A 23,762-nucleotide genomic window follows, 5' to 3' on the forward strand; every position below is an offset into this window, starting at 1 on the left:
AACTGGTGAACGGCTCGTTTGAGCTGTTCACGACCCGCACCGCGGAGGCGACCAACGACCTTGTCCGGCGGCTGACCTTCGTCACGGTGATGCTGGGTGTGATTGGGGCGGTGGCGGGCGTGTTCGGCATGAACTTCGAGACCCCCTACACCCAGACCGGCGTCATCGGCTTCTGGGTTGTCATCGGCGCCTTGGGGGCTTTCATCGGCATCGCGGCCGGTCTGGCCCGTCGCAGAGGATGGATCTGAAGGGGCACCTGAAAGTATCGCTCACGCCCCGGCCGGTGCTGCAGGTTCGAAGCGTCTCGCATGACACGCCTGAGAAGTGAGGCCGAGGGTAGCAATCCTCATGGAACCAAACGGTCCGAAGGGGCTACGAAGGTCCGAGATGCGGGCCGTACCGCCACACGCTGTCAGTGCCCGCGCGATCCGGGCTGGCATCGGGTTGGCTCATATGCTGCATAAACAGCAGACGAAGTCTGTCGGCAGGCAGCAGCTGTCGCTCGCGGAGCAGTTTCACCTGCTCGCCGCATGAGGGAATCACAGTGCGTCTGCGGCTTTCTCGCCCGTAGGCCGGATTTGCGGCAGAACCGACAAGGTTCATATGGTCGTCTGGCCTGCGCCGTCGCGTATCTTCGGTGTCACCCACGGGCGTATCGACGAATCCAATTCTCGGAACCGCGCAATGGCATCGGCTTGGCTGAGGGTGATATCGATATCATCCCAGCCGTTCAGAAGCTTCGTCCTCCAGACAGGATCGATGGCGAATGGAATCGAGATTTCTTTCGCGGAGATCGTCTGCGCCTCAAGATCCACGGTCAGTTCCGCATGAGTCTCCTGGAGAAGCCCGATCAGAGCCTCACCGTCTCTCTCGCCCACTTTGGCAGGAAGAAGGCCGTTGTTGACGGCATTGGACGCGAAGATGTCGCCGAAACTCGGCGCGATCACGCAACGGATTCCATAATCCACAAGGGCGTAGACAGCAGCCTCGCGTGAGGAACCCGCCCCGAAATTGCGTCTTGCCACGATGATCTGCGCATTGCGATGGGGCGTCTGGTTGAGGGGGAAGTCGGCGATCTCCGTACCGTTGCCCGAGAAGCGCATGTCGTGAAGCAGGTAGCCGCCATAGCCTTCGGCTCGTGAGCGCTTCATGAAGCGGGCCGGGATCAGCTGGTCGGTGTCGATATTGGCGTAGGGCAGGGGACACGCCGGGGCGGTGAGGCGCTGAAAGGGCTGCATCAGGATCGCTCCTCGATCAGGGGACGGACATCGGCGAGGGATCCGGTCACGGCGGCTGCCGCAACCATGGCCGGCGACATGAGATGGGTCCGTGCGCCGGGTCCCTGACGGCCCTTGAAGTTGCGGTTGGTTGTCGACGCGCAGCGCTCGCCGGACTGCACGATGTCGCCGTTCATCCCCACGCACATGGAGCAGCCTGACTCGACCCATTCAAGCCCGGCTTCCTTGAAGATCCGGTCGAGGCCTTCCGCTTCCGCCTGCTGCTTCACCAGGGATGAGCCGGGCGAGACGAGGCCTGGCACCATTGCCTTGCGGCCGGAGAGCACCTGGGCGGCCGCCCGCAGATCCTCGATGCGGCTGTTCGTGCACGAGCCGATGAAGACGCGATCGATGGGAACTTCGGTCAGTTTCTGTCCCGGCCTGAGATCCATATAGGCCAATGCGTCCCGAATCTGGGCAGCCTTGCCCGGATCCGAGATCGCCTCGGGATCCGGCACTGCCATCGTGATCGGCAGCGCATCCTCGGGGCTGACGCCCCAGGTCACGACCGGGGCGATCTCGGAACCATTGAGGGCGATCTCACGGTCGAACTCCGCATCCTCGTCGCTCTTCAGACGCAGCCAATCCTCCGCTGCACGCTCGAAGTCGTCGCCCGCAGGCGCAAAGGGACGGCCACGCAGGTAAGCGATCGTCGTCCTGTCGGGAGCGACCATGCCGCAGCGCGCACCGGCTTCGATCGAGAGATTGCACAGTGTGAGACGCCCCTCCATCGACAGCGCACGGATGGCGGAGCCCGCATATTCGACCGCATGTCCCTGCGCGCCGTCGGCACCAATGCGCGCAATGATCGAGAGGGCAATGTCCTTGGCGCCGATTCCGGGCGCCAGCGTTCCATCGACTGCGATGCGCATGCGCTTTGGCTTTCGCTGCCAGAGCGTCTGCGTCATCAGCACATGAGCGACCTCCGAGGCGCCGATGCCGAAACCCCATGCGCCGAAGGCGCCATGCGTGGAGGTGTGGCTGTCGCCGCAGACGATGAGCAGGCCCGGAAGCGTCAGGCCCTGCTCGGGACCCACGACGTGGACGATGCCTTGGCGCGGATCGTTGAGTCCGAACAGCAACACGCCGTTCTCCAACGTGTTGCGCTCCAGCTGATCGATCATGTTCTGGATGGTGGGATCGATGCTGCGTCCGGAACGGCGCGTCGGCACATAGTGATCGGCGACGCCGAAGGTGAGTTCCGGGTGCGCAACCCTGGCGCCGCGCTCCTTCAGCTTATTGAAGGCATGGAACGAACCCTCGTGCACGAAGTGGCGATCGACCCAGAGCAGGGTCTGTCCGTCCTCCCGCGTCACGATCGCGTGGCTATCCCATAGCTTGTCGAACAGGGTCCGCGGACCGGAGGGGCTTCCCGCCATATCGCTCTCCCGAATGCGCTCTCATGGTCATGTCAGAGCATCGCCAGTATTTCCAAAGCGGCGGCTTGACGCAAGGGAAATGTCTTATAAGGTAGACAGGTATCTGTCCTTTTCAGCAGTCAACACTGTTGCAGATTGGAGCGGACGGCCTTGGTGGACGCAGTCGAACCCCTCAAAGCGCGGCGCATCTATCTTCTTCTGCGCGAGCGCATTCTGAACGGAGGGCTGGAGCCTGGCTCCCGCCTGCCGGGAGAGCTTTCGATTGCAGCCGAGTACGGGGTGTCGCGCGTGACTGTGCGGCGTGCGCTCGATACCCTGGCCATCGACGGCCTCATCGACCGCCGCCCCGGTTCGGGAACCTTCGTTCAAGAGAACAGTTCGGTGCAACCGATCGTGGCGGATCTCTCGAACGTGCTGTCCCATCTGGTCGAGATGGGTCGCCGGACCAGCGTGCGACTTTTGTCCTTTGCCTATGTGAACCCGTCGGAGGGCGTTGCCGCGGCGCTCGGGCTTGGGCCGGGGGAGCGGGCGCAGCGCTCGATCCGCGTCCGTCTCATCGATGGGGCCCCCTTCTCCTATCTCGTCACCCATGTGCCGGAGCGCATCGGCGTCACCTATTCCGAGGCCGATCTCGCCTCGATGCCGCTCCTCGGGCTCCTGGAGCGATCGGGCATCGTGGTCGAGGAGGCGAGCCAGAGCATCGGCGCGACCTTGGCCGGACCGGACGTGGCCGAGGCTCTGGCGCTGGAGATCGGTTCGCCCCTTCTCTCGCTCACCCGTGTCGTGTGGGATCCGTCGGGCCAGGGTGTGGAGCACCTCCATGCCCTCTACAGACCGGATCGCTACTCCTTCCATATGGACCTTGTGCGGACCGGCGCCGTTGGCGCCCGCCGATGGAATCCGGTGGCAAGGCCTTCCACCGCAAAGCCCGAGCCGAAAAAGCGCAAAGCTGAGGGGCCGAAGAGCCTCAAGCCAAAGCCCCGCCCGGTGCGGGTGTCCAACCAGAGGAGAACATCGACATGAAGAACATCACGCGCCCGACGCGCCGTTCGATCCTGCGCGCAGGGGCCGCCTCGGCGGCTGTGCTTGCCATGCCGGCCTACCTGCGCGCGCAATCGCAATCCGTAAAGATCGGCATTCTGCAGCCTGTCACCGGCGCGCTCGCCCAGGATGGTGAGTTCGGCCGCATGGGCGCCGAAATGGCCATCAAGGAGATCAACGATTCCGGCGGCCTCAAGGGTCTCGGCGGGGCCAGGATCGAGATGGTGTTCGGCGATGCCCGCTCGAACCCCGAGGCGGGCACCCAGGAGGTCGAGAAGATGCAGGCGGATGGCGTTGCCGCCATCGTCGGTGGATTCGCAAGCCCCATCTGCCTGGCGGCCACCCAGGCCGCGGCGCGCTACGATCTGCCTTACATCGTCGATGTGGGCGTCAGCGACCCGATCGTGCAGCGTGGCCTCAAGAACACGTTCCGCTTCGCCCCCGGCTTCGGCATCGTCACCGGATTCGCGCTCGACAATCTGGTGAAGCTGAACGACAGTGCCGGCAAGCCCGCCAAGACGGTCGTGCTCGTGCATGAAGACGGCCTGTTCGGCTCGGGTCTCGCCAAGCTCATGCAGGCGGAACTGCCGAAGCGCGGCTTCGAGATCCTCGAGACCATCGCGCATCCGACACCCGCGCGCGACATGTCGAATGTTGCCCTGCGCATCCGCTCGCTCAATCCGGATCTCGTGATCCCCTCGAGCTATTTCGGTGAGTTTGTGCTGCTCGCACGTACGATGCAACAGCAGCGCATCCGGCCCAAGGGGGTCTATGCCGTCCTGAACGGCGCGGCCTCCAACTACCGTTTCGTGAAGGAATTCCCCGAAGCTGCCAACGGGATCATGGATTGCAATCACTGGTACGATCCGCGCAATCCGAAGGCTCTGGAGCTCAAGAAGCAGGTGGAGGCGCAGGGCAAGGTCTTCGCATACAACGTGCCGCTGAACTATTCCTGCGTGATGCTCCTGGCCGATGCAATCAACCGGGTGGGCTCGGCCGACCGCGCGAAGATTATCGAGGCGCTGAACACCTCGACTTTCAAGGACCACATCATGCCCTATGGCGAGACGAAGTTCGTCAACGGACAGAACATGGGCGCGGCGCCGGTCAATACGCAGGTTCAGGGCAAAGACATCAAAGTGATCTTCCCCGACACCTTCGCGGATGCAAAGCCGCATTTCCCGGTGACCGGCTGATCCTGAGCAATGGCCCTGGGGTGCATATTCGCCCCCAGGCCTCTGAGGAGTGATTTCGACGATGTATTCACCCGCCATCATAGCGGAGGCCGTCGTAAACGGGCTGATGACGGGTGCCGTCTATGCGCTCATCGCGCTTGGCCTTACCCTCGTTTACGGTGTTCTTCACATCATCAATTTCGCCCATGGCGCGCTTCTCACCGCGGCCATGTTCGCCGTCTGGATTGCGTATGACGCCTTCGGCCTCGATCCCTATCTCGCAATCCTGCCGCTGACGCCACTTTTCTTCGGGTTGGGCTATGCTGTTCAGCGTCTCGTCATCGGGCCGGCAAGCCATGGCAACGACAGCAACATCCTGCTTGTGACCCTCGGGCTTTCGATCACGATCGAGAACGCCTTGCTGGCCGGATTTCGCTCGGACACACGCACGCTCAACACCGATTACGGCTTTCAGGTCGTGGAATTCGGGCCGCTTCTACTCTCCAAGCCCCGTCTGATCGGTTTCGGAGCGGCGCTATTGGTCACCGTGCTCCTGTGGCTTCTGCTCGCGCGCACCGATACCGGCAAGGCGATCCGGGCCGTTGCCAAGGAAAAGTTCGGTGCGAGCCTCGTTGGCATCGATGTCGCCCATGTCTATGCCGTGACATTCGGGCTCGGCTGCGCCTGCCTCGCCGTGGCGGCCTGCCTGCTCATGCCCACCTTCTACGTCAATCCGCGCATCGGGCAAGCTTTCGTGCTGGTCGCTTTCACGATCGTCGTCTTGGGCGGCATGGGATCGATCCCAGGCGCTCTCCTCGGCGGATTGTTCATCGGGGTCGTCGAGAGCCTCTGCGGGCTTTTCCTCGGCGATTCTCTCGGGCAGATCGGCATTTTCCTCATCTTCATCCTGGTGCTGCTCGTACGGCCAACGGGAATGTTCGGAGCGAAGGCATGACATTCCGTGACATCGCCCCAATCGTCGTCCTGATCGCACTCCTGGCGTTCGTGCCCGCCTTCATCACGGCGAACACGGTTCTTAACTTCCTTGTATTCACCCTCATCATCGCCCTCGCCGCGCAGGGATGGAACATCCTTGGCGGATTCGGCGGGCAGTTCTCATTCGGCCATGCCGCCTTCTTCGGAACCGGCGCCTATGCGGCTGCGCTGCTCCAGGTTAGCCTCGGCATCAATCCCTGGATCGCCTTCGCCATCGGAACGGTGGCGGGCGCGGCCGTCGGCTGGGTGATCGGGTATCTGAGCTTCCGGTCGGGCCTTCGCGGCTCCTATTTCGCCCTGGTGACGCTCGCTTTCGCCGAGGTGCTGCGCATTCTCGCCAATGCGGCGACCTTCACGGGCGGAGCTGCGGGCGTTCTGATCAAGCTGGATGTGCGGCCTGGCAACTTCCAGTTCGAGAGCCGGGGCACCTTCTTCTGGATTGCGCTGGCTCTCGTCGGCTCAGTGCTCCTCCTGACCCGCTGGATCGAGCGCTCGCGCTTCGGCGCACAACTCGTGGCCGTGCGCGAGAACGAGGCGGCGGCCAAGGCGCTCGGCGTCGATACGCTGCGGGTGAAGCTCGGGGCGATCACTGTATCCGGGGCCGTGACGGCGGCGGCCGGCGGCCTCTATGCCCAGTATTTCCTCTATGTGGATGCCAATATCGCCTACGGCACTTGGATTTCGGTGGAGGCGATCCTCGCCCCCATCGTCGGCGGCCTTGGAACCGTGTTCGGGCCTCTGGTCGGCGCGGTGGCCCTGCACGGGCTGAGCGAGATCACCAAGCTCGCGGCCGGCAGCGTTCCGGGCATCGATCTCATGGTGTTCGGCGGACTTCTGGTTGCGGCCGTCGCGTTCGCTCCCGCGGGCATCCTCGGCCTCCTGCGCCGCTCTGCCCGATCGAGAGGAGCCGCTCGCCATGCTTGAGGTGCAGAATGCGACCAAGCGGTTCGGCGGCCTCGTGGCCGTCAACCGAGCGTCCCTCAAGGCGGAGGCAGGCTCCATCACCGGCCTGATCGGCCCGAACGGCGCCGGAAAGACGACCCTCTTCACCCTGATCTCCGGCTTCGAGAAGCTGAGCGAGGGGCGCGTGCTGTTCGAGGGGCAGGATATCAGCCGTGACGAGCCGCATGTGCGGGCCCGCCGCGGCATCGCCCGGACATTCCAGATCGTTCAGCCTTTCGCGGGCCTTTCCGTCCTCGAGAATATCGCCGTGGGCGCGCACTTGCGCCATGCAAAGCGCAGCGATGCGTTGGCCCGTGCCGAAAGGGTAGGCCAGCGTGTCGGTCTCGGTCCCGAACTCGATAAACCAGCCTCGAGCCTGACGGTGGCGGGCCGCAAGCGGCTCGAACTCGCCCGCGCCCTCGCAACGGAGCCGAAGCTGCTGCTGCTCGACGAAGTGCTGGCCGGGCTGAATCCTTCCGAGATCCGCGACATCATCCCCGTCATCCGGACGATCCGTGACGAGGGCGTCACGATCCTCATGATCGAGCACGTCATGCAGGCCGTGATGAACCTCTGCGAGCAGGTCTATGTGCTGGCGCAGGGCCGCATCATCGCCGAAGGACCTCCTGCCGATGTCTGCGACGACCCGAAGGTCATCGAAGCCTATCTCGGGGCCGGCGCGGCCGAGCGGCTGAAGCGGGAGAACGTCCATGCTTGAGGTCAGGGCTTTGAGAGCGGGCTATGGCGGCACGGAGGTGCTGCGGGGCCTCGACCTGTCCGTCGGCGCCGGCGAGATCGTCGCGGTGCTGGGCTCCAATGGCGTGGGCAAGACGACGCTGAACAAGGTTCTCTCCGGTGTCCTGCGCGCGAACGATGGCGAGATCCGCTTCGACGGAAAGCTCCTCACCAGCGCATCCTCGGCAAGCATCGTAGAGGCGGGCCTCATCCAGGTGCCGGAAGGCCGCAAGATCTTCCCGAACATGTCGGTGCGCGAGAATCTCGAGCTCGGCAGCTATCGGCGTGGACGCAAGCGCCGGTCCAGCAATCTGGAACGCGTCTTCGACACTTTCCCGCGCCTGCGGGAGCGCAGCGGCCAGGCGGCCGGCACCTTGTCCGGCGGCGAGCAGCAGATGCTGGCCATTGGGCGCGGGATGATGGCGGAACCGCGCCTGCTCATCCTCGATGAGCCCTCGCTCGGCCTGTCGCCGCTCCTCGTGGAGGAGATGTTCGCCCTGATCCGCCGCCTCAATGAGGAGGGCCTGCCGATCCTCCTCGTCGAGCAGAACGTGGTGCAATCGCTCGAATGCGCCTCGCGCGCCTACATCCTGGAGAACGGAACCATCGCCCTGTCGGGATCGGCCGAGCAGGTCCGCAACGATCCTGAGCTCAAGCGCGCCTATCTCGGCATGTGACGGAGAAGACCTCATGACGATCGTCACGCAGAATGTCATTCCCGCATCCGTCCTTCTGCAGGACGGGCAGCCCGAATGGCTCCGGCAATGGGGCGGCTTCGCGGCCCGGATCGAGTTCTCGGACCTGCCGGAGCCCGTGGTCGCGCGCACCAAGCTCGTGATCCTCGATTGCATCGGCGCCATCGCGGCCGGAATGCAGGAGCCCGAGATGCGGGACCTCGTCACGCGGCTCGGCGAGCGCGAGAGGACAGAGGGGCAGGTTCCGGTGATCGGAGCCGGGCGCCGCATGAGCGCGCTGCTCGCAAGCCTGCTCAACGGCACTGCGGGCACGATGCTGGAGCTGGACGAGGGCAATCAATATGCCCGCGGACATCCCGGAATCCACGTGGTCCCGGCGGCCTTGGCGGCGAGCGAGCGCCTTGCCCGTTCCGGCCCGGACCTGATCCTGGCGATCGCCCTCGGCTATGAAATCGGGTCCCGCGTCGGCATCGCGTCGAAACTGCGGGTGACCATGCATCCCCACGGCACCTGGGGGACGATCGGCGCTGCGCTGGCTGCAGCCCGGCTCGAAGGGGCCACGCCGGAGCAGATCATCGAGACCATCAATCTGGCCTCGAGCCTCGGCCTTTCCACGAGCCGGCGCACGATGCTAGAAGGCGGAACCGTGCGCAACACCTATGCGGGTTTCTCGAACCAGCTCGGTCTCGTGGCCTGGGAGTTGCAAGCTTCCGGCTTCATCGGGGAGACCGACGGCGTCGGGACCGTCTATGGCACCGTAATCGCTGAGAACTTCCAGCCGGACGAGATGGTACGGGAGCTGGGCGAGCGCTGGGAGATCGTCCGCAACTACTTCAAGCGGCATGCGGCCTGCCGCTACACGCACGGCGCCCTTGACGCGCTCGGTGAAATCACACGCCAGCTGGGTGGATCGATCGATCCGGCCTCCATCGAGGCGATCGAGGTGGATACCTATGTCTGGGCGGCGCAACTCGACTCGGCCGAACCCAAGAACATGCTCGCGGCAAAATTCTCCCTGCCGTTCGCGCTCGCCACCTACATCGTCAATGACGGCGCCAGCGTGCCGGCCTTCCGCGAAGCGGCCCAGGCGAATGCCGTCGCCCGCGATCTCGCACGCCGCGTCTCGGTGCGTGAGGATGCAGCGCTGACGGCGATGCTTCCGGGTCTTCGCCCGGCCCGGGTGCGGGTACGCCTGCGGGATGGCCGGGAATTGGCGGCCGAGGTGCTCACCAACAAGGGTGACACCGAAGATCCGTACTCGACCGAGGATGTGTGCGCCAAGTTCCGTGAGCTGGCGGAGCCCGTCTGGGGCGGCCCGCATGCGGAGTGCATCATGGCCGCGGTCGACGCCATCGATGGCGCATCCGACATCCGCGGGCTTTTGGACCTTCTTGCCCGCTCTCCCCAACACGGTTTTTCACAATGAGTTTCAGAGAACGGCTACTTCAGAACAAGATCGTCGTCGCCCCCGGCGTCTACGATCCGCTGACCGCATCGATCGCAACGGAGGCGGGTTTCGAGGCGCTCTACCTGTCCGGCGCGGCGATCGCCTATACCCGCCTCGGGCGCCCCGATATCGGCCTGGTGTCCATGAGCGAGGTCGCCGAGACCATTGCGCTGGTGCGTGACCGGGTGTCGACGCCGCTCGTGGTGGACGCGGATAACGGCTACGGCAATGCGCTCAACGTCCAGCGCACAGTGCGGATCTTCGAGCGGGCCGGCGCGTCGGCAATCCAGCTCGAGGATCAGAGCTTCCCCAAGCGCTGCGGCCATTTGCAGGACAAGTCGATTATTCCTGCCGATGAAATGGCCGGCAAGATCAAGGCAGCCGCGGATGCCCGCGCTTCCGAGGAGACCATCATTGTCGCCCGTACCGATGCGGTCGCCGTCGAGGGCTTCGAGCCGGCGATCGAGAGGGCTCGGCTTTATGCAGAGGCGGGGGCCGACGTGCTGTTCGTGGAGGCTCCCAAGTCTCGCGAGCAACTCGCCGCGGTCACATCCGCCCTCGGCTCGTTGCGCCCGCTCCTCGCCAATATGGTCGAGGGCGGCGAGACGCCTCTGTCATCGGCGCATGACCTCGCCACACTCGGCTTCCGGCTCGTGATCTTCCCGGGCGGCATCGTGCGTGCCCTGGCGCGAGCCGCGCAGGATTATTACCGCTCGCTTCACACCCACGGCACCAACGAACCTTTCCGCGATCGCATGTTCGACTTTACGGCGCTGAACCGTCTCATCGGCACCCCTGAAATGCTGGCGCTCGGCGAGCGCTATAAATCCTTCGACTGGGAGAATGGCCAATGAGTGCTGTCGATCCCGTCACCCTGGCCGTCCTGAAAGGCCGCCTCGAGCAGATCGCGGACGAGATGGACGCAACCCTCTATCGCTCCGCATTCAACCCGATCATTGCGGAAGCCCGCGACGCCTGCCATGGGCTTTACCATCCCGTCACCGGAGCGACCCTCGTGCAGGGGACGAACGGGCTGCCCATCTTCGTCGGTGCAATGGCGTTTGCCGTGAAGGCCGTGATCGACAAGGTCGAGCGGGAAGGGGGGCTGGAGCCCGGCGATACCTTCCTGTTCAACGATCCCTACGACGGCGGTACGCACCTGAATGATTTCCGCCTCGTGCGGCCGATCTTCCGGGGCGGCAAGCTCTATTGCTGGCTCGCTTCCGTTGGTCATTGGCTCGATATCGGCGGCAATGTGCCAGGTGGCTTCAACGCGCAGGCCACCGAAAGCTTCCAGGAGGGCGTGCGCTTTCCGCCCGTCAAGTTCGTCCGGGCAGGGGTGATGAACGAGGACATCCTGGCGATCCTCTCGGCAAATGCCCGCGTGCCGGTGTCGAATTTCGGCGATCTCAACGGACAGCTCAATGCTCTCGATCTCGGCGAGCGGCGCCTGACGGACCTTCTCGACGAATATGGCGATAAGACGATCGCTACGGCTTTCGACGCCTTTTCGGATCGCGCGGAGGCGATGATGCGCGCCGCCGTCAGTGCGTTGCCGGACGGCACCTATTCGTTCGAGGATTACCTCGACAACGACGGCATCACCGATGAACGGCTCACGATCGCCCTGGACCTGACCGTCTCCGGCGATTCCATGGTTCTGGACTTCTCACGCTCCTCCGCGCCCTGCGCCGGACCGCTCAACATCGCCTATTCCACGGCGGTCGCTTGTTGCTATGTGGCCCTCAAGCACGTCTTCACCGACGTTCCGGCCAATGCCGGCTGCCTGCGGCCGATCACCTTCGTCATTCCAAGCACGACGCTCCTCGGCGTCAAAGCGCCGAAGCCCGTTGGGGGATATACGGAGACGATCCTGCGCGTCATCGGCGTCGTCTTCGGCGCTCTGGCCCAAGCCGATCCGAGCCGGGCGACGGCCGGGCCGTTCGGCACGATCAATGCTCTGTCGCTGGCGGGGCACCGCGCCGACGGATCGCGCTGGGTGATGTTCTCGTTCTTCGGTGGAGGCCTCGGCGGCAATCCGGAGAGTGATGGCCTGAACCATGCCAACAATCCGATTTCGACGGCCACGATTCCGCCGGCGGAAATCTTGGAGGCCGCCTATCCGGTGATGTTCACCCAATGGGCGCTGCGGCCGGATTCCGCGGGAGCGGGAACCCATCGCGGCGGTGTCGGCGCGATTTACGAGATCGAGTCCTTGACGGACGCGGATGTATTCCTCCTCGGCGAGCGCGGAAGGTTCGCGCCGTTCGGCGTGGCTGGTGGGCTGCCCGCGTCCCTGAACCAGTTCTTCTGGCAGACGGATGAGGGCGAGCAATCGCCGCTGATGGCATCCAAGGTGGCGAACGTGAAGGTCCGCGCGGGACAGCGCGTGCGCCTGGAATCGCCCGGCGGAGGCGGGTGGGGTCATCCTCTGAAGCGTGACCCGCAGCGCGTCGCCCGTGACGTGCGGCTTGGCTATGTCAGTGCCGAGACGGCGGCGCGGGATTACGGCGTCGTGGTGACGGAGAATGGCGAAGTGAACGAGAGCGCGACCGCCGCTCTGAGAAAGGGAGCGGCCGCATGAACGCCGTCGTGGGAAAGATCGTCGGCGTGGACGTGGGCGGGACATTCACGGACCTGTTCTATTACGATGAGGATGCAGCCCGGTTCCGTACGGCAAAGGTTCCGTCGAACCGCGGCGACGAAGCCATCGGGTTCCTCGAAGGCCTGAAGTCTTTCGGACCTCTCGCAGAGCTCGGCTCCATCGTGCACGGCACGACGGTGGGCACCAATGCCCTGCTGGAGCGCAAGGGGGCTCGGATCGGCCTCATCACCACACGCGGCTTCCGGGACGTGCTCGAGATGCGCCGCCGCGACCGCCGGAACACTTGGGGGCTCTGGGGGGATTTCGTTCCGGTCGTCGACCGCGACCTGCGCCTCGAAGTGGGCGAGCGCACCATGGCGGACGGAACCATCCGGGAGGAGACCCATTCAGACGAGGTCAAGGAGATCGCCCGGACATTGCTGGCGCGCGGCGCTGAGGCCCTCGCCATCGTCTTCATCAACGCTTATGCCAATCCCTCGAACGAGCTGAAGGCCCTTGCCGCGGCCCGAGAGGTCTGGCCGAACGAGAACATCGAGTGCTCGGCTCAGATCCTGCCTGAAATCCGCGAGTTCGAGCGCACTTCGACGACGGCGCTCAACGCCTATCTTCAGCCGGTGGTCGGCAGCTATCTCGGCAAGCTGAATCAGGCCCTGGCAAAGGAGAATTTCTCGGGCAAGTTCCACATCGTTCAGTCGAACGGCGGTGTCATGTCCACCGCGACGGCCCGGCGCCTGCCTGTGCGCACGGCCCTGTCCGGCCCGGCGGCGGGCGTGATTGCAGCCGCCGCCATCGCGAAAGCCGCGGGCTTTCCGGACGTGATCACGGGGGATCTCGGCGGAACCTCCTTCGACGTATCGATCGTGGTCGACGGCGAGACGGCGCTCGCGGCGCAGACCACGATCGATTTCGGCCTCGTCATCCGGACGCCCATGATCGAGATCACCACGATCGGAGCGGGCGGAGGCTCGATCGCCCATGTGGATGCGGGCGGGCTGCTCCAGGTCGGGCCCGAGAGCGCGGGATCGCGCCCTGGGCCGGTGGCCTATGGGCAGGGCAACACGCGCCCGACGCTCACCGATGCCAACGTAGTGCTGGGGCGCATCAACGCCGAGCGCCCCATCGGTGGAAAGCTTTCTCGTCTGGATGTCGAGGCCGCGAAGGCCGCCATCGCCAAGCACGTGGCGGAGCCGCTCGGGCTCGATCCCATGCAGGCGGCAGAGGCCATCGTGCGGGTCGCCAACGGTAAGATGGCCGGCGCCATCCGCCTCGTGTCCATCGAGCGCGGACATGACCCCGGTCGCTTTGCCGCCGTGCCGTTCGGTGGCGGGGGAGCCCTGCATGTGGGAGCGCTGATCAAGGATGTGGGTCTGAAGGCTGCGCTCGTGCCGCGCTATCCGGGCGTGACCTCGGCGCTCGGCTGTGTCATCGCGGATATCCGGCACGATCAGGTGCAGACCGTGAACCTGCTTCTCGACCAGCTCGACGCCGAGGCTCTCGATCAGCGCATGGTCGAGGAGGCGGAAGCCTCCCGCGCGGTTGTAGAAGAGGCCGGCCTTTCGGTCGAGCGGATCGACATCCTGTTCGAGCTCGACATGCATTATGTAGGCCAGACCCACACGGTCAGCGTTCCGCTGCCCGTCTCGCTCCAGAACGGAACGACGGGAACGACTGCGTCCATCGTCCGGGAGGCGTTCGAGCACGCCTACCAGGCCTCGTTCAGCCGCCTCCTGCCGGGGGTGCCGGCCAAGATCGTCAACCTGCGCACAGCCGCCGTGGGACGCAGGCCTCATTTCGACCTCTCGGCGCTCGCGCCCGAGTCTTCGGCGAGCCTGGAGACGGCAAGGCTCGGCAGCCGGCCGGTCTGGTTCGACGGCGGCTGGCACGACACCGCCATCTATGCGCGCCTCGACCTGCCGGCCGGCGCGGTCGTGCATGGGCCGGCCATTCTCGAGCAGCCTGACGCGACCACCGTGATCGATCCGGATCTCGACGCGCGGGTGGACGATTTCGGCAACATCATCGTGGAGCGTGCCGTATGAGCAAAGCCGCCATCCCGGTGGAGCGCACGGCGCTCCTCATCGTCGATCTTCAGAACGACTTCCTCCATCCGGAGGGCGCCTACGGGCGGGCGGAGCAGAGAGCACCGGAAATCGCAGCGCTTCCGGAACGAGTGAAGCCACTGGCCGACCTGTTGCGCGCCAAGGGCGGCTATGTCGTCTCGACGCAGTTCACCCTGGTGCCGGCGAAAGGCGGTGAGCCGCTGATCTCGCCTCATCTCAAGCAGCTTCGGCCTTTCCTCACGAAGGGGGACTTCCAACCCGGCTCCTGGGGGCATCAGCTCGTGGATGCCCTGCAGCCAGCCGATCTGAGCGTCGAGAAGATCGCCTATTCGGCCTTCTACATGACCCGACTCGAATGGGTGCTGCGCAAGTGCGGCATTGAGCGGCTTCTCGTCTGCGGCATCGTCACCAACGGCGGCGTCGCATCGACCGTGCGTGATGCGCATGTGCGCGACTTCGACACCGTTGTGCTCGAAGATGCCTGCGCGGCTTTCTCGCCTACCGTGCATGCCACGGCCATCGATGCCTTGCGGCCAGTCTGCCGTGTCGCTTCCCTTTCCGAGGTCGTGAGAGAGATCGAAGGCGCATGAGCATTCTTTCAGCGCAGGGGATTGCCTTCGACTTGACGGTTCCGGTCGTCATCATCGGGGCCGGCGCGGCGGGCCTCGTCGCAGCCCTGTCGGCCCGTGAGGCCGGACAGGATGTTCTGGTTCTCGAACGGGATGCCGTGCCGTGCGGCTCGACGGCTCTCTCGGCCGGATTGATCCCCGCTCCCGGCACCCGGTGGCAGAGAGCGGCCGGCATCGTCGACAGCCCGGAGTTGTTCGCTCGCGATATCGCCGCCAAGGCGAGCGGCGAGCCGGATCCCCTGCTCCTGGAGACGGTGACCGAGGCGATCGGGCCGACACTCGAATGGCTTGCGGATCATCACGACCTGCCATTTTCCGTCATCGAGAATTTTCGCTATCCGGGACACTCCGTGTGCCGGATGCACGGCCTGCCGACCCGGTCCGGTACGGAATTGGTCGATCGTCTGCGCGAGGCGGCGGACCGGGCGGGCGTCGATCTTCTCTGCGATGCCCGTGTCACGTCGTTGTTCGCAGAGCTGGACGGCCGTGTTGCAGGAGTCGAGGTTGAGCGCCCTGACGGCACGAAGGAGAGGATCGGGTGCGTGATGCTCATCCTCGCCTGCAATGGTTATGGCGGCAACAAGGATCTCGTGCAGCGCCACATTCCGGAACTCGGCAACGCGCTTTACTTCGGCCACGAGGGCAATCAGGGTGATGCCCTGCTCTGGGGGCAGGTGCTGCGGGGCGCCACGCGGCACCTGTCGGGTCACCAGGGGCATGGGTCGGTCGCGCATCCCCATGGCATTCTCATCACATGGGCGACGATCACGGAAGGCGGGTTTCAGGTGAATCTGCGCGGCGAGCGCTTCTCCGACGAAAGCCACGGTTATTCGGAGCAGGCGGCTGTCGTGCTGCGGCAACCGGAGGGACTTGCCTGGACAATTTTCGATGCGCGCATCGCCGGCATTGCCCGCCAGTTCGAGGATTTCCGTCAAGCAGAAGCGCTCGGCGCCATTCTGACAGCGGAAACCGTCGAGGATCTCGCGAGGCAGACGAACCTCCCTGTTGATAGCCTCAAGGTCACTTTCGAGGATGTTGATGGGCTGAAGCTGGCTGACGGGTTGGACCACTTCGGACGCAACTTCGCCGGCGCGCCACCTCTGCAGTCCCCGTTTCATGCCGTGAGAGTCACCGGAGCGCTGTTCCACACCCAAGGGGGGCTTGTGGTCGATGGCAACGCCCGCGTCATGCGCGAGGACGGAACGGCCCTGCCCAATCTCTTCGCTGCCGGCGGAGCGGCCTGCGGTGTCTCAGGTTCCAAGGCGGAAGGCTACCTATCCGGAAACGGACTTCTTTCAGCCGTCGCCTTGGGTCGAGTGGCTGGCCTCGCAACTGCCCGAGCAGGAACGATGTTGGATAGAATCAATTGAAAGGCCTCACACATATGAGGTGAGAGCATTTTTCGGCGAAGTGGATCCGGTTCGCCGTCAACAATGCGGCACGGCCAAGACGAGAGGTGATTCCACGCCAGTGGAAACAGCTCTATGTCTTCGCAGCCTTCGAGTTCCTGGTGTTCTCCTACGGCATGGGCGCCGACAGCCGGTTCCTGGAGCGGTGCATGCGCCTCGGGCACGACCAGCGCATCCTTGTGACAACACCCTCCCCACGTCATGGCCGGCCGGTCATCGCTCGCCTCTTGCCGGCCATCCCGATGCGGAGAAGCGCGGCGCTCTTCCGACCGGGATCACCGGGACGAGCCCGGTGATGACGTGGGAGGGTTGTGTGAGCGGGTGGTGATAGCCTCCCCACGTCATGGCATCCTCCGCCCTTCCTGCCACCCTCACCACGTCATGGCCGGCCTTGTGCCGGCCATCCCGATGCGGTGAAGCTCGGCGCCTCTCGTATCGGGATCACCGGGACAGGCCCGGTGATGACGGGGAGAGGGACGCGGCTCTCCCGTGCCAGGGCGTGGCCGGCGCGAAGCCGGAGACTCGAGCATTTTTCGGCGAAGTGGATCCGGTCCGCCGTCAACAATGCGGCACAGCCAAGGCGAGAGGTGATTCCACGCCAGTGGAAACAGGTCTAGCGCTGCGTCCGCGGTGTTGGGGTCATCGTATTGAGTCGGTGTAACTCAGATGCCTATGGGGGAATGCAGGCGGGACACTTTCTATCTCCCTGTCGGCTTGCGAGAGGTGCGGCTCTCGTCGGTGCCAGAGATGTTCACTCGTCCTGTCTCGCTGCTCTGATGTCGTGGCCAAGACGATGGCGGAGACGTTGGTTCTCGGCGCGCAGGCTCTCGATCTCCGCACGCACCGGGATAAGCGCCCCTTCTAATTCCTCCTGCGTGAAGCGAGGGGTGATGTGCTGAGGGCAGTTCCAGTCGAAAGCCTCAACCCGGATGAGGGCTGCGCGCTCGGAACGAGCTGCGTAGTCCGGCACGGCAAGGGTTGCGACCAGTTCGGGATCCGCGCTCGCATCGATCATCCGCAAGTGCCCGAAGATCTTGAGCCGCCGCTGATGAGCGTAGTCCATCAGGAACAACGAGACTTGGTCGTTCGCCGCGACGTTGCCGGTCGTCACATATTGCCGATTGCCCCGAAAATCCGCGAAACCAAGCGTGCGATCGTCCAGGACTCGCAGAAATCCCGCCGGGCCACCCCGGTACTGCACGTAAGGCCAGCCGGCTTCGGAGACGGAGGCGAGATAGAACCCGTCGCGCCCCGAGATGAAATCAGACTCTGCTTGACCGAGCCGGTCGTTGCGGACCGGACCAGTCCCGCCCAGCGTGCCATCCAGGCGCGCATACTGGGCGGCACTTCCGTAGCGCTCACGCGCGGCCTTCACGGAAGGGGTCGACGCGATCTCGAGCCATTTGTGTCGCATGGTCAACCTCGTGGAAAGCAGGAAGATCGCGGCATCAGTCCTGGTAGGCCCAGTCCGCGGCATGCCAACGCAGACGGCCTTGGTCGGACACGATCCGGCCGAGACCAGGGAAAGGCATGTGCGTTGCTGCAATGAGCGCACCCTCCTCGGCTGCGCGGGGAAAGAAGCGGGCCCGCATGGCTTGTGCAGCCGGCCGATCTGCCTCCATCAGGAAGTTCACATCGGTTCCCATAGCCGGGTGCACCACCGGGAAGAGCATGTCGGAGACCATGATCAGGCTTTGTCCCCCATCTTCGATCCGCACGCCGATGTGGCCTGGAGTATGTCCCGCAAGGTCAACAAGGGACACGCCGCGTGTGATCTGGTGGTCGCCCTGGGTGGCCTGGAGCTTCGGATACAGGCGAACGAGGTCGGACGAGAGCTGGAAGCTGGCTTGGAGATAGTCGGGCGCGGCGGCCTGCTTGCCCGGATCAGTCCAATGCGCGATGTCGCGCCGGTCGACATACACCTCCGCCTGCGGGAAGACACGGCGCCCTCCCACGACAAGGCCGCCCAGGTGATCCTGGTGCATATGGGTGACGATCACGGCATCGATGTGATCCGGGCTCAGCCCGCACGCGGCGAGCGCTTGGGGAAGGCGCCCGGTCTGGCCCAGCGTGCCGGCGGGTCCGGCATCAATCAGGATGCGGCTCGATCCATCCTCGACGAGATATTGATTGAACAGAAAGCGCACACCGCTCGGCCGTGCCGTGAACTGGGCCTTGGCCGCGGTTTCGACCTGCTCGGGCGTGCGGCCCGGGAAGTAGCCATAGGGCATATCCGCGTAGCCGTCCGACAGGGCCGTCACGGTGAAGCGGCCCACCTTGAGTTGCGCAAGCGGCGTGACCTGGGAGGCGGCCTGACTGCTTGCGGCTCGCACAGGGGATGTCCGGGCACCGGCCATGAAACCGGCAGTCGGAAGGCCGAAAGTGAAAGCGCGACGGGAGAGCGACAGGGGCATGGGATCAGGCTCCAGATCTGGGTCAGCCGGGCTATTGAACCTGATTGGTGTCGATGCCCGAGGCTGAGCTGACAATAGACCCTTCCTTTTCCCAGCGATATCCTGCCAGTATGAGACCTTCCCTCTCATTTTTTGGAAGGCGCTATGGACCGCTTGGACTCCATGACCGTTCTGATCGCCGTCGTGGAGGAGGGGAGCCTGTCGGCCGCCTCGCGCCGCCTGCGCGCTCCCCTCGCTACGGTGAGCCGCAAGGTTGCGGATCTCGAGCGCCACCTGAACGCTCAGCTTCTGGTGCGCACAAGCCGACGGGTCGAGCTGACCGACGCGGGCCGCGCCTATGTGGAGGCGGCCAAGCGCATCCTGGAGCAAGTCGGGGAAGCAGAGCGCGAGGCGGCGGGCGAGTACACTGCGCTCAGGGGTGAGCTTCACGTGACGGCGCCGACGATGTTCGGTCGACTTCATGTCTTGCCGATCGCCCTCGACTTCCTGAAGGAGCACCCTGATATCGACCTGCGGCTCCTGCTCAATGACCGCCAAGTGGACCTGGTCGAGGAACACATCGATGTTGCCGTTCGCATTGGCCATTTGGTCGATGGCGGCTTACGGGCGACGAAGGTTGGCGCAATCCGCCGTATTGCTTGCGCCAGCCCTGCCTACCTGGCCCGACGCGGAGTCCCCAGGACGCCAGGTGAGCTCGCGGCGCATGAGGGCATTACGTTCCAGGGGTTCGAGCGCGCGCCCGAGTGGCGCTATCGCGGCGACAGCCCGGCTTGGACGGCCGAGCCACGGACGCGCCTCGCTGTGAACTCGACCGAGGCTGCCGTGGCCGCTGCAGTCGCGGGTTTGGGGATTGTGCGTCTCCTGTCATACCAAATCGAGCAGGAGTTGCGCTCGGGTGCCCTGCTTGCAATTCTCGGAGACTTCGCCCCCGAGCCCATGCCGGTGAGCCTTGTCTATCCCGAAGGAGGTCGGCTCGCACCCAAGGCTCGGGCCTTCATCGATTGGGCGGCGCCGCGGCTCCGAGTTCGACTGTCATGACGTTGGGCCCTGCAATTCACCCCCGGTCCGGTCAGCCTTCCTCTCACCTTGCAATGGCGGCCTCCAATCGGAGCGCTCCTGGCGTCAAAGGAGCTTGGGAATGTCTCGTCTGACCGAGTCTCGCCGGATCACGCCTGCTGCGTTCGCGAGCACGTCGAGGCGCTCGAGTCCGGCCAGAAGATCCTTGATGGCAGAGCCGTCGCGCGCATCCAAGCTCGCGAAGTCTATTCCGACCGACGCATGGGCCTCGGCGGCCGTTCTTCTCTCGACCTCGGTGGCTCCAGGGGCAATGACCTGCGCCGACTTACCGAAACGCCTGCGCTGCGCCATGACCGATGCCGCTCGTGCCGCCGAGGACGAGCACCCTGCGGCCCTGAAAAAGCCCCGGCGCGAATGTGCTCATCAGAGCTGTCATCGGACCGACCCTTTCACAGGCGACAGAATTCTTCGATGGGCGCGGATCTCTCCTGTCGTCACAGCGCGTGCTCCTGCGGCCGGGGCCGGATCCGTTTCCACAGCCAGATGAAGGCGGGCCAGAGCAAAGCGGAAATGGTCATCGCAGCAAGAACGGCCGAAACAGGACGCTCGAAGAATGGCAGCAGGCTTCCGTCAGACTTGATCAACGAGGTAACGAAGCTCTGCTCGACCATCGTGCCCATCACGATGCCGAGCACCATCGCGGCGACGGGATAGCCGTTGTTCTCCATCACGTAACCAATCACGCCGAATACCGCGACGAGAACGATCGCGAACAGGTTGTTCCCGGTCGCGAAGGCTCCAACGGCGCAGCAGACGAGAATGACCGGCATGACCGTAGCCCGCGGCGCTCGCAGAACCTGGCTCGCCAAACGGATCATGATGATCCCCAGGGGGATCATCAGGATGTTGGCCAGAATAAAGATGATGTAGAGCGCGTACATGCTCGACGCCCTCTCGGTAAAGAGCGTCGGGCCCGGATTGAGGCCCTTCATGTACAGGACTCCGATGGCAATCGCGGTGATCGTGTCGCCGGGGATGCCGAACAGCAGCGACGGAACCCAGCCGCTCGCAAGGCTCGCGTTGTTGCTCGCGCCAGCTTCCACAAGCCCTTCCGGATGGCCGGTGCCGAATTTATGCTGCTCCTTGGAAAATCGCTTCGACATGGCATAGCTGACCCACGCCGCCATGTCGGCGCCGGCTCCCGGCAGAACGCCGATGATGATGCCCACGATGTTGCCCCGGGTCATTTGGCGCCAGTATTTGCGAGTCAGGGCGAGCTGGCCTGCCATGATGCTGCCAAACCTGCGGCGGGGCAGGGGGGGCGGCTCGGGCGAGACCAAGGCGCGGATCACCTCGGATACGGCGAAGACGCCAACCAGGACCGGAATGGCCTCGACGCCGCCCAACAGATCAGACAGGCCGAAGGTGAAGCGCGGGACGCCGCCCGGGTTCTCCATGCCGATGCAGGCCACGAGCAGCCCGAGCAGCATGCTGGCGATTGCCTTCACGGGCGACGACCGCGCCACCAATGTCGCGCACATCAGTCCGAGGAAGGCGAGCCAGAAGTATTCGAACGTCGAAAAGTTCAGGGCCAACTCGGCAAGGAGCGGGGCCATGACCACGAGGGAGATCGTTCCTGCGATTCCGCCGAGGGCACTGAACCAGAGACCGGCCCCAAGGGCGATTTCAGGCTGCCCCTTGCGGGTCAAGGCATAGGCCTCGTCCGTGTAGGCGGCGGAAGCAGGAGTTCCGGGGATGCGCAGCAGGCAGCCTGGAATATCGCCGGAGAAGATTGCCATGGCCGAGGCCGCGATGATCGTGGCCACCGCCGCGATCGGCGAGAGATAGAAGGTGACCGGTACGAGCAGCGCCGTCGCCATCGTGGCCGACAGGCCGGGGAGCGATCCGATCACTAGGCCGTAAATCGACGACAGCAGGATCGCGATCAGCACATCGGGGGCAACGACGAGGCGGAAGGCTTCAATGAGTTCGCTCATGATCACCAAGGCATCGGGAGAAGGCCGGGAGGCAGCGGGACACGCAGGAGCTTGTAGAATACGAGATGAATGGCAACCGGCGCGAGGATGGCCAGAGAAAGAGCAACGCGCAGCCGGGCACCGAAAGCGACCGAGGCGGCGAAGATCATGATGGCCGCCGTGGGTACGAATCCGAGACGGTCGGCTGCATAGACGTAGAAGAGAAGCAGACCGGGCGGCAGCAGCGCGCGCAGCTTATGGATCGGAGGGTCCACAGGCTGCGCCCGCTGCGGAGGCCCCTCGACTGCGGCAAGGTCGGCCTCGGCTTCCTCCTCGAAGCTATGCCCGATTCCGAGAGCGATCATGGCCCCGCAGAGGACGAGGCCGATGCCAATCACGATCGGGAACGCGCTGGGCCCGACGTCCTGACCGGGGACGGGGGGAAGCTGGGAGCCGCCATAGGTCGCCAACACGCCTAAAACCGCGACAAACGAACCGGTGATGCGATCCGACAGACGCATGGACGGGCCCTCCTCGGCTGGTTGAATGGGAACGATCCGGGTGCCTTGACCGAAGCAGGAGACCGGACAAGCCACGTGCAGATCTCGCTGTCACGGGTCGGCGGGATGGCGGCCGGGCAGTTCGGAACTGCTCCGGCGCTGGACGGTCCAGCGCACCGTGCGAAAAAGTGGACCCGGTTTTTCGCGCCGAACGGTGCGCCGCTCAAAGGCTTGAGCATCGGATCCGATCCCAAGAGTGGGTCCACTTGTCACGTCCGATGCTCTAGGCCTTCGCCAACCCCGCGGCCTTCATGGCCTCGCCCATTTGCCGATCGGACTCATCCATGAATTGACCGAATTCGGCTTTTTCGGCCCATTGGATCCCGAAGCCCCGCCCGCTCATGAATTCCTTGTACTCCTTGGAAGCGTAAACGTCCTTGAGGACGGAAACCAACTTGTCTTGAACCTCGGGCGGAAGGGCTTTGGGGCCGGCAATGCCGCGCCACACACCGACCGATTTATGGGAGCCCATCTGCTCGTTGAGCGTCGGCACGCTGGGGAATTGCGGATTCCGTTCCGCTGCCAGGATGGCGAGGCTCTTGGCCCGGCCCGCATCGATCATCGGACGGGCTTCAGGCAGCGAGCAAGGCACGATATCGATTCCGCCGGCCGCCAGGTCCTGCATCCCCGGCGCGGCGCCGTTCGAGGGCACCCAGGCCACGTGATTGGGTTGAAGACCCAACGATTGCAGCCATCCCACGAGGGCCAAGTGCCAGATCCCGCCTTGGCCGGTCCCCGAAGCCTTCAACTTGCCGGGAGGCGCCGCCTTGATGGCGTCGGCGAGCTCCTTGATATCCTTGTAGGGACTGTCGGCCTTCACCTGGATGGCGGGGGCGTCAACATTCATCAGCGCAAGGGGCGCGTAGTTTCTGGGCGTCAGCTCCGTCAGTCCCTGCCAATGCATCATGGCAATCTCAACGGTGAGAAGTCCGATTGTGTAGCCATCCGGTGGTGCAGCCGAAATCGCCGAGTGTCCGACCACGCCGTTCCCGCCCGTACGGTTCACCACGTTGACCGGCTGGCCGAGTTTCTGCTCCATCACCTGCGCGATGATGCGCGCGGTCGCATCGGTGCCGCCACCCGCGCCCCAGGGGCAAATGAGGGTGATGGGACGACTGGGATAATTCGATTGTGAGAAGCTTGGTCTTAGTCCAAGTCCTGAACTTGCAAATACAGTGGACGCCGACGCGACAAAACCGCGTCTCGTGAACGAAGTCATGCATTTCCTCCGGGCGATTATCCAGCCATGGCCTCGCCTGTTCCCGACGCTTGACCTTGGGTCATTCTAGGTAGCCTTTCCGACGCTGCAACCGCTTTCTCCGAGATTCTTTGGTATTGCTCGGCGCGCGGCGGCTGCGGTTTGCCGGGATTGCTCGTGATCTTCGTCTGGCCGGCCGCCCTGCTG

Annotated in this window: 23 protein-coding genes and 1 pseudogene; 16 read left to right on the forward strand and 8 right to left on the reverse strand. The window is 64.5% G+C overall.

Going from position 1 to position 23,762, the window contains the following annotated elements:
* Together NF876_RS15180 and NF876_RS15185 are read left to right on the forward strand one after the other, a co-directional pair.
* Nucleotides 1–248, forward strand: a 248-nt coding sequence (locus tag NF876_RS15180; RefSeq protein ID WP_315975044.1) for a CorA family divalent cation transporter, incomplete at its 5' end; no start/stop codon positions are given.
* A 160-nt stretch (nt 249–408) separates the two neighbouring features.
* Nucleotides 409–534 (forward strand): annotated as a pseudogene (locus NF876_RS15185) (IS6 family transposase); the annotation flags it as partial.
* A gap of 65 nt (nt 535–599) precedes the next feature.
* Here NF876_RS15185 and leuD read toward each other — a convergent pair.
* The gene (gene leuD, locus NF876_RS15190) at nt 600–1,238 is read right to left on the reverse strand and encodes a 3-isopropylmalate dehydratase small subunit (RefSeq protein WP_262269631.1); all 639 of its coding nucleotides are present in this window, start codon (nt 1,236–1,238) and stop codon (nt 600–602) included.
* Complete coding sequence (gene leuC / locus NF876_RS15195; RefSeq protein WP_262269632.1) at nt 1,238–2,656, reverse strand: 3-isopropylmalate dehydratase large subunit; 1,419 nt, start codon at nt 2,654–2,656, stop codon at nt 1,238–1,240. Before leuC ends, leuD begins: the two co-directional genes overlap by 1 nt.
* Nucleotides 2,657–2,806: 150 nt before the next feature.
* Between leuC and NF876_RS15200 the strand changes: the two genes are divergently transcribed.
* The 13 genes from NF876_RS15200 (at nt 2,807) to NF876_RS15260 (ending at nt 16,686) form a co-directional block, all read left to right on the forward strand.
* Nucleotides 2,807–3,679 carry a GntR family transcriptional regulator gene (locus NF876_RS15200; RefSeq protein WP_373371399.1) on the forward strand — a complete coding sequence of 291 codons (873 nt, stop codon included), beginning with the start codon at nt 2,807–2,809 and terminating at the stop codon, nt 3,677–3,679.
* Nucleotides 3,676–4,893: an ABC transporter substrate-binding protein gene (locus tag NF876_RS15205; RefSeq protein ID WP_262269634.1), complete on the forward strand. Its 1,218-nt coding sequence runs from the start codon at nt 3,676–3,678 to the stop codon at nt 4,891–4,893. The genes NF876_RS15200 and NF876_RS15205 overlap by 4 nt, the downstream gene beginning before the upstream one ends.
* 61 nt (nt 4,894–4,954) lie before the next feature.
* On the forward strand, nt 4,955–5,827 hold the full coding sequence (locus NF876_RS15210; protein ID WP_262269635.1) for a branched-chain amino acid ABC transporter permease: 873 nt from the start codon (nt 4,955–4,957) through the stop codon (nt 5,825–5,827).
* The gene (locus tag NF876_RS15215; RefSeq protein ID WP_262269636.1) at nt 5,824–6,792 is read left to right on the forward strand and encodes a branched-chain amino acid ABC transporter permease; all 969 of its coding nucleotides are present in this window, start codon (nt 5,824–5,826) and stop codon (nt 6,790–6,792) included. Before NF876_RS15210 ends, NF876_RS15215 begins: the two co-directional genes overlap by 4 nt.
* The gene (locus tag NF876_RS15220; protein WP_262269637.1) at nt 6,785–7,528 is read left to right on the forward strand and encodes an ABC transporter ATP-binding protein; all 744 of its coding nucleotides are present in this window, start codon (nt 6,785–6,787) and stop codon (nt 7,526–7,528) included. The genes NF876_RS15215 and NF876_RS15220 overlap by 8 nt, the downstream gene beginning before the upstream one ends.
* Nucleotides 7,521–8,222 carry an ABC transporter ATP-binding protein gene (locus NF876_RS15225; protein ID WP_262269638.1) on the forward strand — a complete coding sequence of 234 codons (702 nt, stop codon included), beginning with the start codon at nt 7,521–7,523 and terminating at the stop codon, nt 8,220–8,222. Before NF876_RS15220 ends, NF876_RS15225 begins: the two co-directional genes overlap by 8 nt.
* Before the next feature lie 13 nt (nt 8,223–8,235).
* Nucleotides 8,236–9,666 carry an MmgE/PrpD family protein gene (locus NF876_RS15230; RefSeq protein ID WP_262269639.1) on the forward strand — a complete coding sequence of 477 codons (1,431 nt, stop codon included), beginning with the start codon at nt 8,236–8,238 and terminating at the stop codon, nt 9,664–9,666.
* The gene (locus tag NF876_RS15235; protein WP_262269640.1) at nt 9,663–10,541 is read left to right on the forward strand and encodes an isocitrate lyase/PEP mutase family protein; all 879 of its coding nucleotides are present in this window, start codon (nt 9,663–9,665) and stop codon (nt 10,539–10,541) included. The genes NF876_RS15230 and NF876_RS15235 overlap by 4 nt, the downstream gene beginning before the upstream one ends.
* Entirely contained in the window at nt 10,538–12,271 is a 1,734-nt protein-coding gene (locus NF876_RS15240) for a hydantoinase B/oxoprolinase family protein (protein WP_262269641.1), read from the forward strand. Before NF876_RS15235 ends, NF876_RS15240 begins: the two co-directional genes overlap by 4 nt.
* Complete coding sequence (locus NF876_RS15245) at nt 12,268–14,331, forward strand: hydantoinase/oxoprolinase family protein (protein ID WP_262269642.1); 2,064 nt, start codon at nt 12,268–12,270, stop codon at nt 14,329–14,331. Before NF876_RS15240 ends, NF876_RS15245 begins: the two co-directional genes overlap by 4 nt.
* Nucleotides 14,328–14,942: a cysteine hydrolase family protein gene (locus NF876_RS15250; RefSeq protein ID WP_262269643.1), complete on the forward strand. Its 615-nt coding sequence runs from the start codon at nt 14,328–14,330 to the stop codon at nt 14,940–14,942. Before NF876_RS15245 ends, NF876_RS15250 begins: the two co-directional genes overlap by 4 nt.
* Nucleotides 14,939–16,351: an FAD-dependent oxidoreductase gene (locus tag NF876_RS15255; protein ID WP_262269644.1), complete on the forward strand. Its 1,413-nt coding sequence runs from the start codon at nt 14,939–14,941 to the stop codon at nt 16,349–16,351. The genes NF876_RS15250 and NF876_RS15255 overlap by 4 nt, the downstream gene beginning before the upstream one ends.
* A gap of 86 nt (nt 16,352–16,437) precedes the next feature.
* Entirely contained in the window at nt 16,438–16,686 is a 249-nt protein-coding gene (locus NF876_RS15260) for a hypothetical protein (protein WP_262269645.1), read from the forward strand.
* Nucleotides 16,687–17,141: 455 nt separating this feature from the next.
* Here the strand turns inward: NF876_RS15260 and NF876_RS15265 are convergent, their stop codons facing one another.
* Nucleotides 17,142–17,804 carry a pyridoxamine 5'-phosphate oxidase family protein gene (locus NF876_RS15265; protein ID WP_262269646.1) on the reverse strand — a complete coding sequence of 221 codons (663 nt, stop codon included), beginning with the start codon at nt 17,802–17,804 and terminating at the stop codon, nt 17,142–17,144.
* A 34-nt stretch (nt 17,805–17,838) separates the two neighbouring features.
* Nucleotides 17,839–18,804, reverse strand: a complete 966-nt coding sequence (locus NF876_RS15270) for an MBL fold metallo-hydrolase (protein ID WP_373371400.1) — start codon at nt 18,802–18,804, stop codon at nt 17,839–17,841.
* Between the two features lie 144 nt (nt 18,805–18,948).
* Here NF876_RS15270 and NF876_RS15275 point away from each other — a divergent pair, with 144 nt between their 5' ends.
* Complete coding sequence (locus NF876_RS15275; RefSeq protein ID WP_262269647.1) at nt 18,949–19,842, forward strand: LysR family transcriptional regulator; 894 nt, start codon at nt 18,949–18,951, stop codon at nt 19,840–19,842.
* Nucleotides 19,843–19,926: 84 nt separating this feature from the next.
* Here NF876_RS15275 and NF876_RS15280 read toward each other — a convergent pair whose 3' ends face one another.
* The 4 genes from NF876_RS15280 to NF876_RS15295 form a co-directional block, all read right to left on the reverse strand.
* The gene (locus NF876_RS15280; RefSeq protein WP_262269648.1) at nt 19,927–20,172 is read right to left on the reverse strand and encodes a Rossmann-fold NAD(P)-binding domain-containing protein; all 246 of its coding nucleotides are present in this window, start codon (nt 20,170–20,172) and stop codon (nt 19,927–19,929) included.
* Between the two features lie 143 nt (nt 20,173–20,315).
* Nucleotides 20,316–21,821, reverse strand: coding sequence for a tripartite tricarboxylate transporter permease (locus tag NF876_RS15285; RefSeq protein WP_262269700.1), 1,506 nt, complete (start codon nt 21,819–21,821; stop codon nt 20,316–20,318).
* A complete protein-coding gene (locus NF876_RS15290; RefSeq protein WP_262269649.1) occupies nt 21,821–22,318 on the reverse strand; it encodes a tripartite tricarboxylate transporter TctB family protein in 498 nt (165 codons plus the stop codon). The genes NF876_RS15285 and NF876_RS15290 overlap by 1 nt, the downstream gene beginning before the upstream one ends.
* A gap of 262 nt (nt 22,319–22,580) precedes the next feature.
* Nucleotides 22,581–23,576 (reverse strand): tripartite tricarboxylate transporter substrate binding protein, encoded by a 996-nt coding sequence (locus tag NF876_RS15295; RefSeq protein ID WP_262269650.1) that lies wholly within the window; start codon nt 23,574–23,576, stop codon nt 22,581–22,583.
* Nucleotides 23,577–23,762: the final 186 nt, after the last annotated feature.

It is taken from the genome of Microvirga yunnanensis, from assembly GCF_025460875.1.

Excerpts from the sequence above, each read along its gene's own strand:
- NF876_RS15245 (WP_262269642.1), top strand. The coding sequence starts at position 12,268 with ATGAACGCCGTCGTGGGAAAGATCGTCGGCGTGGACGTGGGCGGGACA.
- leuD (WP_262269631.1), bottom strand. The coding sequence starts at position 1,238 with ATGCAGCCCTTTCAGCGCCTCACCGCCCCGGCGTGTCCCCTGCCCTAC.
- leuC (WP_262269632.1), bottom strand. The coding sequence starts at position 2,656 with ATGGCGGGAAGCCCCTCCGGTCCGCGGACCCTGTTCGACAAGCTATGG.
- NF876_RS15280 (WP_262269648.1), bottom strand. The coding sequence starts at position 20,172 with ATGGCGCAGCGCAGGCGTTTCGGTAAGTCGGCGCAGGTCATTGCCCCT.
- NF876_RS15205 (WP_262269634.1), top strand. The coding sequence starts at position 3,676 with ATGAAGAACATCACGCGCCCGACGCGCCGTTCGATCCTGCGCGCAGGG.
- NF876_RS15295 (WP_262269650.1), bottom strand. The coding sequence starts at position 23,576 with ATGACTTCGTTCACGAGACGCGGTTTTGTCGCGTCGGCGTCCACTGTA.
- NF876_RS15225 (WP_262269638.1), top strand. The coding sequence starts at position 7,521 with ATGCTTGAGGTCAGGGCTTTGAGAGCGGGCTATGGCGGCACGGAGGTG.
- NF876_RS15250 (WP_262269643.1), top strand. The coding sequence starts at position 14,328 with ATGAGCAAAGCCGCCATCCCGGTGGAGCGCACGGCGCTCCTCATCGTC.
- NF876_RS15235 (WP_262269640.1), top strand. The coding sequence starts at position 9,663 with ATGAGTTTCAGAGAACGGCTACTTCAGAACAAGATCGTCGTCGCCCCC.
- NF876_RS15210 (WP_262269635.1), top strand. The coding sequence starts at position 4,955 with ATGTATTCACCCGCCATCATAGCGGAGGCCGTCGTAAACGGGCTGATG.
- NF876_RS15270 (WP_373371400.1), bottom strand. The coding sequence starts at position 18,804 with ATGCCCCTGTCGCTCTCCCGTCGCGCTTTCACTTTCGGCCTTCCGACT.
- NF876_RS15265 (WP_262269646.1), bottom strand. The coding sequence starts at position 17,804 with ATGCGACACAAATGGCTCGAGATCGCGTCGACCCCTTCCGTGAAGGCC.
- NF876_RS15215 (WP_262269636.1), top strand. The coding sequence starts at position 5,824 with ATGACATTCCGTGACATCGCCCCAATCGTCGTCCTGATCGCACTCCTG.
- NF876_RS15230 (WP_262269639.1), top strand. The coding sequence starts at position 8,236 with ATGACGATCGTCACGCAGAATGTCATTCCCGCATCCGTCCTTCTGCAG.
- NF876_RS15290 (WP_262269649.1), bottom strand. The coding sequence starts at position 22,318 with ATGCGTCTGTCGGATCGCATCACCGGTTCGTTTGTCGCGGTTTTAGGC.
- NF876_RS15275 (WP_262269647.1), top strand. The coding sequence starts at position 18,949 with ATGGACCGCTTGGACTCCATGACCGTTCTGATCGCCGTCGTGGAGGAG.
- NF876_RS15220 (WP_262269637.1), top strand. The coding sequence starts at position 6,785 with ATGCTTGAGGTGCAGAATGCGACCAAGCGGTTCGGCGGCCTCGTGGCC.
- NF876_RS15255 (WP_262269644.1), top strand. The coding sequence starts at position 14,939 with ATGAGCATTCTTTCAGCGCAGGGGATTGCCTTCGACTTGACGGTTCCG.
- NF876_RS15240 (WP_262269641.1), top strand. The coding sequence starts at position 10,538 with ATGAGTGCTGTCGATCCCGTCACCCTGGCCGTCCTGAAAGGCCGCCTC.